General features: G+C 45.6%; 13 protein-coding genes. 4 read left to right on the top strand and 9 right to left on the bottom strand.

The genetic code is table 11. The features are described 5' to 3' along the window. Nucleotides 1-504 precede the first annotated feature (504 nt). Nucleotides 505-1,413: a Tim44 domain-containing protein gene (locus tag AB4133_RS10390; protein WP_017068945.1), complete on the bottom strand. Its 909-nt coding sequence runs from the start codon at nucleotides 1,411-1,413 to the stop codon at nucleotides 505-507. Nucleotides 1,414-1,609: 196 nt separating this feature from the next. On the opposite strand from AB4133_RS10390, the gene AB4133_RS10385 reads away from it, so the two are divergent. The 3 genes from AB4133_RS10385 (at nucleotide 1,610) to AB4133_RS10375 (ending at nucleotide 5,159) form a co-directional block, all read left to right on the top strand. Beyond that, nucleotides 1,610-2,200 carry a TetR/AcrR family transcriptional regulator gene (locus tag AB4133_RS10385; protein WP_048613073.1) on the top strand — a complete coding sequence of 197 codons (591 nt, stop codon included), beginning with the start codon at nucleotides 1,610-1,612 and terminating at the stop codon, nucleotides 2,198-2,200. Nucleotides 2,201-2,217: 17 nt separating this feature from the next. Continuing rightward, nucleotides 2,218-4,092: an MFS transporter gene (locus AB4133_RS10380; RefSeq protein ID WP_065583688.1), complete on the top strand. Its 1,875-nt coding sequence runs from the start codon at nucleotides 2,218-2,220 to the stop codon at nucleotides 4,090-4,092. Nucleotides 4,093-4,238: 146 nt separating this feature from the next. Beyond that, nucleotides 4,239-5,159, top strand: a complete 921-nt coding sequence (locus AB4133_RS10375; RefSeq protein WP_017060176.1) for a YeiH family protein — start codon at nucleotides 4,239-4,241, stop codon at nucleotides 5,157-5,159. A gap of 133 nt (nucleotides 5,160-5,292) precedes the next feature. On the opposite strand, the gene AB4133_RS10370 is transcribed toward AB4133_RS10375, so the two are convergent. Together AB4133_RS10370 and AB4133_RS10365 are read right to left on the bottom strand one after the other, a co-directional pair. Next, nucleotides 5,293-5,460, bottom strand: a complete 168-nt coding sequence (locus tag AB4133_RS10370; protein ID WP_017068947.1) for a hypothetical protein — start codon at nucleotides 5,458-5,460, stop codon at nucleotides 5,293-5,295. Nucleotides 5,461-5,566: 106 nt separating this feature from the next. After that, nucleotides 5,567-6,445, bottom strand: a complete 879-nt coding sequence (locus AB4133_RS10365; protein WP_017064076.1) for a LysR substrate-binding domain-containing protein — start codon at nucleotides 6,443-6,445, stop codon at nucleotides 5,567-5,569. Nucleotides 6,446-6,638: 193 nt separating this feature from the next. On the opposite strand from AB4133_RS10365, the gene nagE reads away from it, so the two are divergent. Next, entirely contained in the window at nucleotides 6,639-8,084 is a 1,446-nt protein-coding gene (gene nagE, locus AB4133_RS10360) for an N-acetylglucosamine-specific PTS transporter subunit IIBC (protein ID WP_017064077.1), read from the top strand. Between the two features lie 124 nt (nucleotides 8,085-8,208). On the opposite strand, the gene menE is transcribed toward nagE, so the two are convergent. The 6 genes from menE to AB4133_RS10330 all read right to left on the bottom strand — a co-directional run bounded on the left by menE (nucleotide 8,209) and on the right by AB4133_RS10330 (nucleotide 15,600). Continuing rightward, entirely contained in the window at nucleotides 8,209-9,645 is a 1,437-nt protein-coding gene (gene menE / locus AB4133_RS10355; protein WP_372224371.1) for an o-succinylbenzoate--CoA ligase, read from the bottom strand. 64 nt (nucleotides 9,646-9,709) lie between these two features. Further along, on the bottom strand, nucleotides 9,710-10,717 hold the full coding sequence (menC, locus tag AB4133_RS10350; protein ID WP_372224369.1) for an o-succinylbenzoate synthase: 1,008 nt from the start codon (nucleotides 10,715-10,717) through the stop codon (nucleotides 9,710-9,712). Nucleotides 10,718-10,792: 75 nt separating this feature from the next. Beyond that, nucleotides 10,793-11,659, bottom strand: a complete 867-nt coding sequence (menB, locus tag AB4133_RS10345) for a 1,4-dihydroxy-2-naphthoyl-CoA synthase (protein WP_017064079.1) — start codon at nucleotides 11,657-11,659, stop codon at nucleotides 10,793-10,795. Nucleotides 11,660-11,764: 105 nt separating this feature from the next. After that, nucleotides 11,765-12,562: a 2-succinyl-6-hydroxy-2,4-cyclohexadiene-1-carboxylate synthase gene (gene menH, locus AB4133_RS10340; RefSeq protein ID WP_102393523.1), complete on the bottom strand. Its 798-nt coding sequence runs from the start codon at nucleotides 12,560-12,562 to the stop codon at nucleotides 11,765-11,767. Nucleotides 12,563-12,571: 9 nt separating this feature from the next. Then, nucleotides 12,572-14,296, bottom strand: a complete 1,725-nt coding sequence (menD, locus tag AB4133_RS10335) for a 2-succinyl-5-enolpyruvyl-6-hydroxy-3-cyclohexene-1-carboxylic-acid synthase (RefSeq protein WP_372224367.1) — start codon at nucleotides 14,294-14,296, stop codon at nucleotides 12,572-12,574. Then, the gene (locus AB4133_RS10330; protein WP_017060167.1) at nucleotides 14,293-15,600 is read right to left on the bottom strand and encodes an isochorismate synthase MenF; all 1,308 of its coding nucleotides are present in this window, start codon (nucleotides 15,598-15,600) and stop codon (nucleotides 14,293-14,295) included. Before AB4133_RS10330 ends, menD begins: the two co-directional genes overlap by 4 nt. Between the last annotated feature and the right edge of the window lie 167 nt (nucleotides 15,601-15,767).

Below are 15,767 nucleotides of genomic sequence, written 5' to 3'. Positions count from 1 at the left end.
TCTCCCTCCACCATATTCTCCTTAATTGGAAAATCGAAAAGCCAACTCATTGAGTTGGCTTTTTTCGTTTCTGAGCTTTATCTCTTACTAAACGTGCCTTCTAAAACAACCCTCAACTTCCTAAACACTAACCCGCTCCTACAAATAACTAAGCGATCTAGCCCATTCAAACATCAGTGATCCCATACTTCTGCATGACGCTCACAAGCCAGATAAGCAGCGCAGCCTAAACAATGGGTCGATATATGTTCTTCGCATTCGTTCGCAATTATCTGTTTCTGCTGCAAAGTAACCTCAGGCTCCAATACGGGTTCAAAGAACTTTGTCATTACTCATTACATCCAAATAAAATCAGTTAGTTAGTCTCAGGTTAATCCAATCTTTAACTAAGATACATATCATTAGACGCAAAAAAGCCCCTGCTGATTTCTCAGCAGGGGCTTTCTATTATTTGGTGTTATTCCGAATAACTACATCCTATTGATGTTGAGTTAAATCCTGGAATTAACCTTGAATACCAACAATTAACCATGGTGCATTGTTAGTTGTTAGGTCACGCTCTAGATGCCAGATATCAGTGATATCTTCTTCAACGCCATCCGCTGTGTCACGGTAACGACCGCTAAACTGAAGGCTTAGCTGTGCTTTGCTACCATCGTGGTCTGCGCGAACGATTTCAGCATCAACGTACATTACGTCTGTGTGCTGATCACCGTCTAGCTTATTACGCTCAGCTTTTAGGTCTTCAAATAGGCTTGGAGATACGTATTCTTCAATCGTGTTTAGCTCGTTGTGATTCCATGCACCTTGCAGTGTACGGTAGTGCTCACGAGAACCATTGATGAATGCCGCTTGATCAAAGCCCGGTGGGTAGTTATGTGGAACATCGCTTTGTGCACCAAAACCGAAACCACCAGCAGCGCCTTGTGATTGAGGTTGTGTTTGCTCGAAGTTATGAACATTTGGTTGTTGCTTAGGTTGTTCAAACTTGTTCTGACCCATGCCGCCGAATGCTGGCTGTTGGCCACGTGCATTCTGCTGATTCATTGAGCCCTGCTTCGCGCCCAACATTCCGCGTAGGAATTTAAACGCTAGGAAAGCAATCAGACCCATAATCAGAATATCCATGAACTGGATACCTTCAAATGCGCCACCAAAGAATGCAGCTAAAAGACCACCAGCAAGTAAACCACCTAGCAGACCGCCCATAAGGCCTTTCTTGCTAGAGTTAGCTGCTGTGTTCTTACCTGTTTGATCTTGACGGATCGAATTCGTGTTTTGTTGTTTTGGTGCTGGAGCCGTTTTAAAGCTTTTGCCAAATGACTTACCACCACCAAACTTTTTCGCTTCCGCGATTGGCGTCACCGCGACTGTTACCAACAGGATCGCGACTAGTGAGAAAAATCGTTTCATTATTATCCTTTATAGGTTTTTTATCTTTCGACACCTTAATCATACTCGTTAACAAAGAACAATGAAATATTCACGACGTTTACACATGTATCATAATATTGCGGCTATTAATTGATTACTAAACTAGCGAAGGGATTGACGGCACTCTGGGGCGCCATTAAAATATTGAACGATGTTCATTTAATAGAAAGTACCCATGGCAAGACGAAACGATCACACTCGCGAACAATTAGTGCAATTAACCTTAAAAACGGTGACCGACTTCTTAGAAGAGCACTCTTATCACGAGTTAAGTCTACGCAAAATCGCCAATATGATTGGTTATGTTCCAAGTACCTTGGTGAATGTATTCGGCAACTACAACCTATTGCTATTGCATGTTGTTGCTCAAACATTAGATGAACTGGCGTCAGAATCCGCTGCAACTGTTGAACAATCGAGCAACCCTCAACAAGCTCTATTCAACCTTGCCTACTGCTACCACGATTTTGCACAGAGACACCCTCACCGTTGGCAGCTTATCTTTGAGCACAACATGAACGGTGAAAACCTTCCTGAATGGCAATCGAACCGCATCGATAGAATGACAGGCATGCTAGAACAGTTGCTAGTAGCGATTGCTCCTGAACATACGAAAAGCGAAGTCGTTAAAGCCAGCCGTGTATTATGGTCTGGAGTACACGGAATTACTCTACTTAGCGTTGATGATAAATTTTTCGCCTCTGAGCCTATCGATGGTAAAGAGTTGATCAATAACCTAGTCTCAAACTACTTAACCAACTGGTAATCATCCAAGGAAAGACAATGAACAACAGCAGCCAATCTTCGCTGTTAACGCAAAAAAGGTTCCTACCCTACTTTATTACCCAATTTCTAGGAGCCTTTAACGACAACATATTCAAAAATGTTCTGTTACTGTTTGTTGCTTTCGCAAGCGTAGACACGCTACCTATTTCCAGCAATTTATTCATTAATTTGGCCGCTGGCCTTTTTATTCTGCCCTTCTTCCTATTTTCAGCTTTAGCAGGTGTACTGGCCGACAAATACGAAAAATCGTGGTTTATCCGTAAAGTTAAGCTCCTCGAAGTAGTGATCATGTCACTGGGTGCGATCGGATTCATCTACGAAAGCTACGGGATATTACTTCTGCTCCTGTTCCTTATGGGAACGCAGAGTGCTTTCTTTGGTCCGGTGAAATACGCCCTGCTTCCACAGCAGTTAGAAACAAAAGAACTGGTATCTGGTAACGCTCTCGTCGAGACAGGTACATTCTTAGCGATCCTGATTGGTACTCTAGGCGCAGGCATCATTGCATCTGAAGAAGGCGCGAAGCTCATTGCTGCGGTGTGTATTGTTTCGTTCGCCGTGCTTGGCTATGCATCAAGCTGCTTTATCCCACATGCGCCAAGTAATGCACCAGATCTTAAAGTAAAGTGGCAACCTGTAAAACTGACCTGCGCGACACTTGCGATTGCCAAAAAAGATCGCCCGACCTTTCAAGCTCTGATGTCTATCAGCTGGTTCTGGTTCCTTGGTGCGGCTTACCTAACTCAGTTCCCCAACTTCACTAAACTGCATCTAAACGGCACTGAAAGCTCCGTCGCCTTTTTACTGGCACTATTCTCGGTAGGCATTGCAATCGGCTCTTTAGCTTGCGATAAGTTATCTAATCACCGAATTGAAATCGGCATCGTGCCAATGGGCAGCTTAGGTATCTCGATCTTCGGTCTTCTGATGGCGATATCCATCCCGGAGTCTTTGCCTGACTTTAGTTCTTTCCATCAATTCGTAACCTACTCAGAGCTGTGGCCACTGTTTGCTTACCTTCTGCTTCTGGGTATCTCTGGCGGTGTCTTTATTGTTCCTCTGTATTCACTGATGCAGTTACGTGCCAAGCCCGACGAGCGTGCCCAAGTGATTGCCGGGCTCAATATCTACAACTCACTGTTCATGGTGGGAAGTGCGGTATTAGGTATTGTTTGCCTTAGTGTTCTAGATCTTTCAATTCCGCAGCTGTTTATCTTGCTCGCAGTGGGCAACACTTTGGTGATGCTGTACCTGTTTTATCAGGTGCCTATCTACGCTTTCCGCTTCTTTACGTGGGTGGTCACTCACACCATGTACAGAGTTAAACATAAGAACTTACATCACCTGCCAGAAAAGGGCGGTGCGTTGATTGTCTGCAACCATGTGAGTTATATGGATGCACTGCTGCTGAGTGCGGTTTGCCCTCGCTTGATCCGTTTTGTGATGGAAGAGGATTACACCAAGTTGCCGCCAATTCGACGCTTCTTGAAAAGAGCTGGGGTGATTCCAATCTCCGCGACCAACCGCAACTCGATTCGAAACGCTTTCAAAGAAGTAGAGCGTGCCCTGCATGAAGGTCACATCGTGTGTATTTTCCCAGAAGGAAAGCTCACCTCTGATGGCGAAATGGCTGAGTTCATGCGTGGTATGGAGCTGATCATCAAACGTTCCCCTGTCCCAGTGATTCCTATGGCTCTTAAAGGATTATGGGGTAGCTACTTTAGTCGTTACAAAGGCCGTGCCTGCAAAGGGTTACCCACTCGCTTCTGGACTAAGCTAGAGATAGAAGCTGGCGAGCCGATTTCACCTAAACAAGCCTCTTGTGAAACGCTTCGACAGTCAGTCTCTGACCTTCGCGGATCATTACGCTAGTTAACCAGCCCTTTATTCATATCAGTTGAACAAGCGTTAAGTTTTCCTTAACGTTTGTTCAATTCATTTAGACTTACTTATCATTTTATTGAACGTATAGTGGTCTCATCACAATAACGCCACAACAAAACAAGACTCTAAATACAATGAACCTAAAAAAGTCCGTTCCATTTTATCTTGCTGCACTGTTTTGCTTAACGCCTTGGGTTAGCTCACCGACAGCCCTGGTTATCGGTTTCCTGCTTGCTAGTTTAGGATTAGTCCCTGAACACTTGGAAGTCGGCAAGCTTACCAAAAAGCTACTGGCCTACTCTATTGTTGGCTTGGGTTTTGGTATTCAGTTTGAAAAAGCATTAGCAGTAACAGGCGATGGTATTGGGCTCATTGTAACGACGATTATCGGTACATTAGTCATTGGTTGGTTCTTGGCGAAACAAATGGGGCTAGACCGCACTACGGGCTATCTTATATCTTCTGGTACCGCGATTTGTGGTGGTAGCGCGATAGCAGCAGTGGCACCCGCGATCAAAGCAGACGATGAACAGATTGGCTTGGCATTAGCCACCGTATTCGTGTTGAACTCGGTTGCTCTATTCTTATTCCCGATGATTGGTCACGCGCTTGAGCTCAGCCAACAAACATTTGGTACTTGGGCAGCGATAGCGATTCACGATACGTCTTCTGTAGTAGGTGCAGCTTCAGCGTATGGCGAAGAAGCACTGACGACAGCGACAACATTGAAGCTCGCTCGCGCACTTTGGATCATCCCAATCGCTTTAATTAGTGCGATGATCTTCAAGAACGATCAAAAGAAGATTACGGTTCCCTACTTCATTTTCTTCTATTGCGCCGCTATCGCGGTGAGTGACTTACTGCCACAATTTGAGATGGTCTATCAAGGAATCTTTGATGTGTCTAAGCGAGCACTGGTCGTGTGTTTGTTCTTAATTGGCTGTGGTATTTCAGTTGAGAAGTTAAAAGCGGCAGGGCCGAAACCACTGATGTTTGGTATTACAATGTGGGTCATGATCTCAACGGGTTCATTGGCGTGGTTAACTCTCGCTTAGCCCGCATAGAAACGCTTTAGATGTTTGTTCGGTGAACTAGACACTCAAGTTAGCGAGCAACAAAACAAAAAGGCAAAGCTCTAATGGGCTTTGCCTTTATCGTTTGTGGTAAGGGTATTCTTTGTTGTAACAATCACGAATCAAACAGGGGCTTATCACTCTTCTTGCTCTCTCTTTTCATTAAAACAAGTACCACAACCAACACAAATGCGGTGAGCTCAGCCAACGAACGAGTCAACCCCGATGAGATGATCGCTTGGCCTATCTGCAGTAAAACCGCAATGATGAGGGCAATTTTCATAATAAGACCTTATTCTATAATCCGTTATTTATATGGCTTATTATGATGGATGGTTATAAAGATAATAAATTCTGTTTTGAACTATCTAATTGCTAAATTAACTAACCTAACGCAACTGCCCTTCTAACCACTTAATAAAGGTTCTTACCTTAGGTCGTTTTTCCGTGCCTAACGGGCAGATTAAGTCATACCCTTGGTCTGTATCCATGCTCGGATAAGGTGTTATCAGCTCACCAGTCTGAACATACTGCTTAACAAAATGATAGCGCCCCATCGCGACACCGATATTGCTGAGGGCACTTCTTACGCCCATATCCCGGTGGCTCACACAGTAAAATTGCTCAAACAAGTTCACATCTAAGCCGTGGTGTTTAATCCAACGCTGCCATACATCTGACCCTAGTGCATGAATGAAATTAATCCGGTGCAGCGATTCTAAGCCATCATCAAAGATGTCGTGTTCAGCCGCATAACTCGGTGTACATACCGGAATATACTTTTCACCAAACAGGCGCTGTCGATGCATGTCTTTGAGATTTTCAGCACCATAGTAAATAGCGACATCGAGATGATTTTGATGAAAATCCTGCTCTTCTTGCGAGAAAATATTGAGATTAAACTTTGGGTATCGCTGTTTAAAATCAGCCAACCTCGGCAGTAACCAACTGTTGGCAAATGCAGGACTGGTACCGATATTGATCTGTCCATACAAGTCTGTGTTGGTAATGTCTTCGATCTCACCAAAAATAGAGCTTAACGACTTGGATAACGTTCGTTGAAAGCGCTGACCTTCTTCCGTTAGTTCCAGTTTACGAGTCCCTCGCACAAACAAGTTAAATCCGAGTTCACCTTCTAACACTTTGATTCGATGGCTAACGGCTCCCTGAGTCAAATGCAACTTTCTAGCCGCTAGCGTAAAGCTCATTTTCTCTGCAGCAACATTAAAAGTATGAAGATTTCTAAGTAAAGATTGATGGTTAGCCATACGAACTCATGCATTAAAAATATTAATTCATACTACTACCCGTTTCGTTTGTTTGCATTAAGAAATAAGTTTTTAATAACCGCAGTTACTTAAAATCCTGCCTCGATCAATATTTGACTCCATACGTTGACGAGCAGAAACATTAAAAAAATTAATTACAAACTTAGGGGCACATATGAATATACTCGGGTATATGCAAAAAGTAGGTAAGGCATTGATGGTTCCCGTAGCCACACTGCCAGCTGCAGCAATCCTTATGGGGATCGGCTATTGGTTGGATCCTGTTGGTTGGGGTTCTGAAAGTATCTTAGCCGCATTCTTGATCAAATCTGGTGGCGCGATCATCGACAACATGGCGGTTCTATTCGCGGTGGGTGTCGCATTTGGTTTGAGCCGTGATAAGAATGGTTCTGCGGCACTGTCTGGCTTTGTGATGTTCCTCGTCGTCACCACGCTACTTGCTCCGGGCTCTGTTGCTCAGTTAATGGATGTTGAACTCAGTGAAGTGCCTGCGGCATTTGGCAAAATCAGCAACCAATTCGTAGGTATCATTGTGGGTATCATCTCTGCTGAGATCTACAACCGCTACTCAACGGTTGAACTTCCTCAAGCTCTAGCGTTCTTCAGCGGTAAGCGTTTGGTTCCTATCCTGACCTCAATCGCAGGTATGGCTCTCTCTTTTGCTCTACTTTACATCTGGCCAGCTGTTTACGACGCTCTGATCGTTCTGGGTATTAAACTAGAAAGCATGGGTGCGGTGGGTGCTGGTCTGTTTGGTTTCTTCAACCGTTTGTTCCTATCAGTAGGTATGCACCACGCTCTTTACCCTGTGTTCTGGTTCGACGTTGTTGGTATTAACGACATTCCAAACTTCTTAGGCGGCGCGCAATCTATCGCTAACGGTACGGGTATTCCAGGTAAAACTGGCATGTACCAAGCGGGCTTCTTCCCTATCATGATGTTTGGCCTACCAGCAGCAGCATTGGCGATGTATCACTGTTCTGATGCGAAAAACAAAAACCAAGTATTCGCAATCATGCTTGCGGCAGCTATGGCTTCATTCTTCACGGGTATCACAGAGCCACTAGAATTCAGCTTCATGTTCCTAGCACCCGTGTTGTTCCTACTGCACGCAGTATTAACAGGCCTATCGCTTTACATTGCAGCAAGCATGGAATGGATGGCAGGCTTCGGCTTCTCTGCTGGTTTCGTTGACCTAGTACTATCAAGCCAAAACCCACTCGCGGTTAACTGGTACATGCTACTGGTTCAAGGTGTGGTGTTCTTCGCGCTTTACTACGGTATTTTCCGCTTCGCTATCATTAAGTTCAACCTACGTACTCCAGGTCGTGGTGAAGAGATGGAAGCAGAAAAAGAAACTGAAACGCCAGAAGCATTGGCTAACCTAACCAACAGCTACATTGAAGCGGTTGGCGGTGCAGACAACATTCTAGAAGTCGATAACTGTATTACTCGTCTACGCTTAACTGTGAAAGACTCAGGTGCAGCAGACAGCGAGAAACTGAAGAAACTCGGTGCGGCAGGTGTGGTACCGGTTGGGAAAGGTGGTCTACAAGTTATCATTGGTCTAGGTAAGGTAGATAAAGTCGCTGAACAAATGAAGAAGGCACTCGCTTAACGCCAAATCTTGAATGACACGATAAATAATTAGAATTTGTGACGGCTTCACCACCGTCACAACCCCCTGAAGCGCAATTACGACTAGTCACCGTGTATTGCGCTTCATTTTATTGCTCTTCGCTCTATTTAGAACGAGTCTGCTGTAACCACTGCGCCAATCCAGCGCGCGAAACCTTAATACCATGTTGTTCCTGCTGAGGCATTCGATAATACTCAATAGGAAATTTGAACCGTTCAAGACGACCAGTTAACTGCTCGATAAACCACTCTTTGGTTGGCAACTCAGCACAATCGACAATCGCTGCAGGTCGAAATCCGAACTCATCATCTTCAATGGGAACAATAAAAGCCTGATTAACCTCAGACAATTGATTGAGTACTCGCTCAATTTCTTCGCAATGAATGTTCTCACCACCAGAAATAAACTGGTTGTCGGCACGGCCAATAATCGACACTTGTTCGCCAAGCCACTCACCAAGATCTTTGCTATCAAACCAACCGCTCTTATCAACTAATGGCGTTAAGTTACCTTGATAGTAATACCCGGACGCGAGCGTCTCGCCACCAATAAAGATACGTTGTTCTTCAATTTTTAGCTGGCGATGGTTAAGGACAAAACCGGCGGTGCTGCCGGCATCAACGGGCTTCGCGGTCACGGTTGAAGCCGCTTCAGTCATGCCGTATCCAAGCCATGTTTCGATGCCCATTTGTTGAGCTTCGAGCCCAAGTGCTTCTGGTATATGACTACCACCCAAAAGTACATGCGTTAAAGTAAGTGCTTGCTTACTCTTTAACAATCGATGTAGTTGAGTAGCGACCAATGAAGCATGACTGCATTCTTCTATATCGGTTTCAAGCTGACCTGTGCCTATTTTGATGCAACCACCAGCCGCCAACCAACGATGAACTATCGCCAGCCCCGACACATGGTACATAGGTAAACTCAGTAACCACGTGTCACCTTGTTGATAACGAAACACCTCAAGCAGCCCTGACGCAGAGCATAGGTGCTGCTCAAGTGTATGAGCGACCGCTTTTGGGTTTCCGGTAGAACCTGAAGTGAATACGATGCTCGCTAGATTTTGCGGATTGAAATTGGATTCTTGAGGTGTCGTTATCTGCTCATCATCACCATCAAACTTCAGTTCACTTAGGCAAGGCAAGGTCACCAACTGAGTATTCAAATCGGCAGTCTCTGATTGCTCTATTCCGCTATTGCCCAAGAGCCAAAGGTAGCTCTGTTGATCTGCTTGATATAAGGAATCGAGCTTTTGCTTCAGGCGTAAACTAGGCTGAGGCATCGTAAACGCACAAACCACACCCAAATTGAGTGCGGCAAGATAAACAGGGATCACTTCAGCTTGATTCTTACCAACAATCGTCAGTACATCACCTTCAGATAGGCCTTGATGAGATAGCTGTTGTTGGTACTCACTAACCAACACAAACACTTGCTGCCAAGTATAAGTGCGGTGAGTGGTCACTAACGCTGGTTGAAGTGGGTTTTGCTGCGCCCACTTTACCCAGAGCGGGGGATGATTAGATCGTGGGCGCATCATATGATAACCAAAAATAGATTAAGAACTTGTTAAGCTAACTAAATAGCCATTCAAATAGCTCGGTCTAAGAAGACCAAATCAATTGTTGCTTTTCAAGCGTAGAGACAGGCAACTGACAGCCCGGCCAAGAAACCTCTAGCTGCTGCTTGAACAAGCCAATCGTATCCAACCCCGGCACTTCATTTGGCAAATATTGCTGCGCCAGACGAGCAATCTGAGTCAGACCTAGGCTCGACTCAATGCTTGAGCTCAATACAGGTTTCATTCCAAGCTTCTGTGCTCGCTCAATGATTGCCACGCAACGCTCGACAGAACCAATAAGAGTTGGCTTGATCACGACTGCTTTAACACCAGTAAGGTCGCTAAGATCAAATTCCGGGCTGCGCACCGCTTCTTGCAGTGTCTCGTCCCACGCAATCGCCACACCATGGTCAATGGCAAAGGCCAAACTGTCTTCTGGCTTTTGGCAAGGCTCTTCGATAAAGCTTATACGCTGGCGCATTGACGGCGAAATGTATTTAATGAATTGCTTCGCTTTCTCTGGCTTCCACGCACGGTTGGCATCAAGTCTTAGAGTCAAATCAGGGATCGACTCAAGGAATAAGCTAACCAACATGCCATCGCGAATCGCTTCATAGAGGCCGACTTTCACTTTCGCGACCTTCTCGCCTACCATCTCATTCAATACAGGAATCAGTTCATCTGGATCGCCTGTACACAAAGGCGCCGCTTGGTAGTTACCTTGAGCGTTAAGATCGCCTCGCAATTCCATCATCGCCATTGAAAAGCCAAACGCGACAGAAGGATACAGCTCGTCGAAAGGCGTTTGAGGCTTATTGTGGCTCCAAAGCTCTAATTCGTGTTGAAGCTGAATGCCAGCTTGTTCGGCATCTTCTTGGCTAAAACCGGGCAAAGGCGCAACTTCGCCAAAACCAGTTTTACCATCACACTCAAGTTGGATGATATAGCCAACACGTTTGTTCAACTTATTGTCACGAAGAACCACACCACTATCCATAGGTAATTGATAACGGTAAAGTTTAGCGTGACGCTGAGAATTCACTGAGTTCATAAAGTTTCCTAAAAAACGGGGAACATCAAAACAAAACGAGCCGCTATTAGCGACTCATTTTGAAGAGGAGAAAGACTATGGATTACGCGGGAACTTGTCGAAGTCCGGTCGACGTTTCTCGTTGAATGCGTTGCGGCCTTCTTGGCCTTCCTCTGTCATGTAGAACATCATGGTTGCGTTACCAGCCAACTCTTGTAAGCCTGCTTGACCATCACAGTCAGCGTTCAGTGCCGCTTTCAAGCAACGCAGTGCCATTGGGCTGTGTTGAAGCACTTCACGACACCAACGAACTGTCTCTTTTTCTAGGTCAGCAACAGGAACAACGGTGTTTACAAGGCCCATGTCCAGTGCTTCTTGTGCATCGTAGAAGCGGCACAAGAACCAGATTTCACGTGCTTTCTTTTGACCAACGATACGAGCCATGTAAGAAGCACCCCAACCGCCATCGAAAGAACCCACTTTAGGACCCGTCTGACCGAACTGCGCGTTTTCAGCTGCAATAGTAAGGTCTGCCATCATGTGAAGTACATGACCGCCACCGACTGCCCAACCCGATACCGCTGCGATAACTGGTTTTGGACAAGTGCGAATTTGACGTTGGAAATCAAGTACATTCAAGTGGTGCGTACCTGAGTCATCTTGGTAACCGCCGTAGTCACCACGGATACTTTGGTCACCACCAGAACAGAACGCCTTCTCACCAAGACCAGTCAAAATGATTACGCCAACTTTCTCGTCATAACGAGCATCAGCCAGTGCATTGATCATCTCTTTTACGGTTTGTGGACGGAACGCATTGTGCACTTGAGGGCGAGCAATCGTGATTTTCGCAATACCGTCATCAGACTTGTGGTATTGAATATCTTCATATTGACTGCTTTCATCGCGCCAGTTAACGGCTGCGTAAAGTTCTTCTTCTGTGATGCCTACTGTTTTAGCCATGATGATTCCCATTGTTCTATTAGAGAGCGCGACTAGCGTAGAGTCGCGACGGTGTTGCTCTGCTTTCTATAGCGCTTGATACGAGAGGTTCGCTCAGTCAGTTCATCAACGACTGGCGATACATTGGATGATCAGATTTGAAAACATCTCTGGTTGCTCAAAATGAACATTATGACCCGCGTAATCCACCTGACTATATTCAAAGCCACTATTCTCAGCTAGCTCCATGAATTTACGATCTTTTTCTCCACATACATAATGCAATAAATGCTCATGAGATTTCAATGTGGCACGTAAATCCGGTTGCTTAGCTAACGAAGTAGATAACAACATATTTGCTACGGATACTCCAAGGTTACCACTACGCTTTATGACCAAAGTTTGTCTTTGCTCATGATTTAGTGAAGAAAAGACGCTTTGTTGATACCAATCGTCTAAAACATCTTCAATCGACTGCTGTGCAAAGCGAACAGCCCATTGCGTATCGTGTACTAACCTTTGTGCTCTTTCTTCATCACATTCCAAGCCAAAGTTGCCACCTTCAATGATGACTTTCTCTAGGTTGAGTGCCTCAAAGCAAGGGCTTGTCACCCCATACATGGCAAGCCTTCCGCCCATAGAATACCCAATCACCACGATAGGATAATCGGCAGGAAGATCGTTGAGAGCCAGTTGGGATGTGATGCACTGGACAATTTTCTTACAGCAATGATCAAACCCTACCGGATCGATAAAGCGACTTTGTCCGTGTCCGGGTAAATCTATGCAAAGGAGAGGAAAATCCTCGAGGAATGGATGACATGCACTCCAATCATCCCCGCTTCCGAGTAAACCATGTAAGAAAACAAGCAAAGGTTTGTCAGAAGAATCTTGTACAGCTGGGTAATAATCGGAGTAAAGCATGTAAAGTCCTTAGGCTAATGCCTCGGTGAGCATTGAACTGAATTGTTTCAGCAAAGTAGACGCTTGTTCGGGAGGCGTCTTAACTTCCACGAGCAAGGTACCCTGACCCTGTTCGAAATGTTGTTCGATAATGGTTTGATAGCAATTCAAGGTTTCTGGCGCAGCGTATCCCAACTGGAATTGCGCAGCAGCGTGTTCAAAACTGAAACCATGAGGCATTTGATAAAGTGACTGTTTCTGCTGCTCTGGCACCGGCAATAAATCAAAGATCGCACCACCATCATTGTTGGTCACAACAATAACCATCGGCGTTAAATTATGAGTCAGCAGAGCCAGTGAGTTGAGATCGTAAAGCAAAGAAGTATCGCCAATCAACATCAATAAGGGGTTCTGGTTGGCTTTCACTACACCCGCAGCCGTCGCCACCAAGCCATCAATGCCCGATGCACCACGATTGCTGTAAACCCGATTCGCAGATATTGAAGACAGCATATCCACCAGCCTTACCATCAAGCTGTTTCCCACAAATAGCTCTCTGCCTTTAAGTCTAGACGACAAGTCAACGGCAACACTGAGTTCCGTCAATTGGTCATTGTTGGATATTTGCGCCAACGCTAATTGTTGAACCGTATTCGCGATTTCGACCAAAGGTGCCGCCCAACCTGCATGCTGACCTAACAAGGTAGGTAAATTCTGCTCTGACACCCATGACTCGATATCAGCAACGATATGGGTTTGAGGCAGATGATCTTGGTTGATTCGGTGCGAATCCGGTGACACAACGATGTACTGCGATGAACAAAATGTGGCAGCTTGTTCTTTTACCCATTGGTTAAGACGCTTAGATACGATGCGCTCACCAAACTGGATAATAAAATCACACTGACTAAGCTGTGCTTTGGCTGCGTCACTTTGCATCCATAAATCATAGTGTTTCCAGTCACTACTGACACCTGATTGAGGGTCACAGAATACTGGCCAGCCCAAAGCTGTCGCAAACTGCTTGGCTTTAATTGCGGCTTCATTCTCGATAGAACCAATAATCACTGCGCCTTTACGAGCGACATAATCACTTGCTGAGACAGGCTGAGCGATTAAATGACTGGGCAAATAAGTGTTCGAGTAAAGGCAGGTTGAAGCTCTCCAAGCTGCCACGCTCTTTGTATAATCCGCATACATCTCGGCGCTATTAGCGGAATAAAGCGGTTCTGGGAACGGACAGTTGATATGAATAGCCCCACCGACGCTGCGCTGTTTCGCCAGTGCGTTATCAACCGACGTCAAAAGCCAATTCAAAGAAACTTGTGTCGTTGGACTTGGAAGGTTTAGTGCCGTTTCAACGTGAGACGAAAAGATACCCTGCTGCTGAATCGCTTGATTGGCACCACAGTCGACTAAATCAATCGGTCGATCGGAGGTCAACAAGATTAGCTTTTCTCGCGTTAATCCAGATTCAGCGGTCGCTGGTAGAAGGTTAGCTACGGCAGTTCCAGAAGTAACAACCACCGCAACGGGTTTGTTGCTCGCTTTAGCTAAACCTAAAGCCAAGAAGCCAAGCCCGCGCTCATCAAAGTGCGTATGTAAGGTTAGCTTAGAGTTAGCTTCGGCTTCGAGTGTTAATGGTGTTGAACGAGAGCCTGGCGCGATGCAAACATGTTCAACACCGCTGCGGGCAAGCTCTTCAAGTAATGTGTTACACCAAACTCTGTTTAATACAGCTTGGTCGTGATTCATGACGCCACACCTAATGGTGGGTGATCAGAAATGAGACTGAGCAGAGTCGACATCTTCTTATTCAGCTCTTGCCACTCATGTTCGGCAACCGATCCCGGCACGATCCCCGCGCCAGCAAACAGTTGTACTTGATCGTTTACAATCAAGGCGCTTCGAATCGCCACGCAGAATTCCGCTCGCTGATGACTGATATAGCCTACAGAGCCTGCATACCAACCTCGTGCAAACGGTTCGTGTTCAAGAATGAAATCCATCGCCTCTTTACGAGGTAAACCCGCCACCGCAGCAGTTGGCTGTAAGGCAGCAAGCAACTGCACACCATTAACGCCATTGTTGAGCTGAGCATGGATATTGCGCTTCAAATGCTGCACCTTACGCAAGCGCACTAGACGCGCATCCTTTTCAACATGGACCGTTTGAGAATGAGGAGTGAGACGCTCAATGATGTCGTCGACCACATACTGGTTCTCATTGAGGTTTTTGCTGTCTTGAGAAAGCCAGTTGGCCAGTTCCATATCCTCAGTAGCGTTCTCTCCGCGACCAATGGTTCCAGCAAGCGCCTCGGTATCAAGCTCCATACCATGTCGGCTATATAAGCGCTCTGGTGTCGAGCCAATGAAACTGTGTTTAGAATCCAGCACCAACATAAAGTGGAAACTGTGGTGATTTTGCAGATAGCTGGCTTTAAGTAATTGAGCTGCGCAGATAGGCGCATCGAGTTGCAGTGTGGTTTTACGTGCTAAAACGACTTTTTTGTACTCTTCATCGCTAATGCCTTGCAGCACTTTATCGACAAGGTTGCCCCACTGCTCTCTTTCTGGAACGTGATTGATCTGTTCAATATGGGCAGACAAAGGCGCCAATATCGCGGCTTCTACAGAAAGCTTATTCAAAGCATTAATAGAAGAAACGCGATCAGGGGACAAATTAACCGCCAGCGACCAAGTATTGTCAAAGCGGATCAATTCAACCTGAGGAAGGAAGAAAAACGACTCCATGCAGCGACGGTTCTTTGCGGTGTGCCCATCAAACGAGCGTCCACCCCAGATTCGTTGGTCTTCACCAAGAATAGCGTACGCGGGTGCAGGATCTGAAAACGTATGTAACTGTCCGAGCGCAACAACCTCTTCACGAGTGTCGCGTGACTGCCAGTAGAACTTAGGAAAGAGCGGTTGAGCATGAAGCCATTCTATAAATGCAAACGATGGTTTTTGCGTTAGAACTTCAACACAACGAACTTCGCTTGCTTGGGCATTTTGTACTCGCTCAATCAAAGCGGAGATAGTTTGCTGGAAATGTGACAAATCGACCTCGTTCACATCTAAATTATTATTATATTAGTTTGATACTTTATGGGCAGTACCCACTTAGATCAAGAATGTACTATATCTTTTCAACATTCCTGTGATTTTAAGCGATCCCGCCCCTTTATTCATCTTAGCCAATAACCAAGAAAGCGATTAATTAAAAT

It is taken from the genome of Vibrio sp. 10N.286.52.F8 (genome assembly GCF_041468745.1).
GTDB classification, from domain to species: Bacteria; Pseudomonadota; Gammaproteobacteria; order Enterobacterales; family Vibrionaceae; genus Vibrio; species Vibrio crassostreae_C.
Note: the sequence above shows the minus strand (reverse complement) of the source record. Positions and strands in the feature narration are given on the sequence as shown.

Bases quoted from the DNA above. Each gene is read 5' to 3' on its own strand.
- AB4133_RS10370 (WP_017068947.1), bottom strand. From the start codon at position 5,460: ATGAAAATTGCCCTCATCATTGCGGTTTTACTGCAGATAGGCCAAGCG.
- menD (WP_372224367.1), bottom strand. From the start codon at position 14,296: ATGAATCACGACCAAGCTGTATTAAACAGAGTTTGGTGTAACACATTA.
- menE (WP_372224371.1), bottom strand. From the start codon at position 9,645: ATGATGCGCCCACGATCTAATCATCCCCCGCTCTGGGTAAAGTGGGCG.
- AB4133_RS10390 (WP_017068945.1), bottom strand. From the start codon at position 1,413: ATGAAACGATTTTTCTCACTAGTCGCGATCCTGTTGGTAACAGTCGCG.
- menC (WP_372224369.1), bottom strand. From the start codon at position 10,717: ATGAACTCAGTGAATTCTCAGCGTCACGCTAAACTTTACCGTTATCAA.
- menH (WP_102393523.1), bottom strand. From the start codon at position 12,562: ATGCTTTACTCCGATTATTACCCAGCTGTACAAGATTCTTCTGACAAA.
- AB4133_RS10385 (WP_048613073.1), top strand. From the start codon at position 1,610: ATGGCAAGACGAAACGATCACACTCGCGAACAATTAGTGCAATTAACC.
- nagE (WP_017064077.1), top strand. From the start codon at position 6,639: ATGCAAAAAGTAGGTAAGGCATTGATGGTTCCCGTAGCCACACTGCCA.
- AB4133_RS10380 (WP_065583688.1), top strand. From the start codon at position 2,218: ATGAACAACAGCAGCCAATCTTCGCTGTTAACGCAAAAAAGGTTCCTA.
- AB4133_RS10375 (WP_017060176.1), top strand. From the start codon at position 4,239: ATGAACCTAAAAAAGTCCGTTCCATTTTATCTTGCTGCACTGTTTTGC.
- menB (WP_017064079.1), bottom strand. From the start codon at position 11,659: ATGGCTAAAACAGTAGGCATCACAGAAGAAGAACTTTACGCAGCCGTT.
- AB4133_RS10365 (WP_017064076.1), bottom strand. From the start codon at position 6,445: ATGGCTAACCATCAATCTTTACTTAGAAATCTTCATACTTTTAATGTT.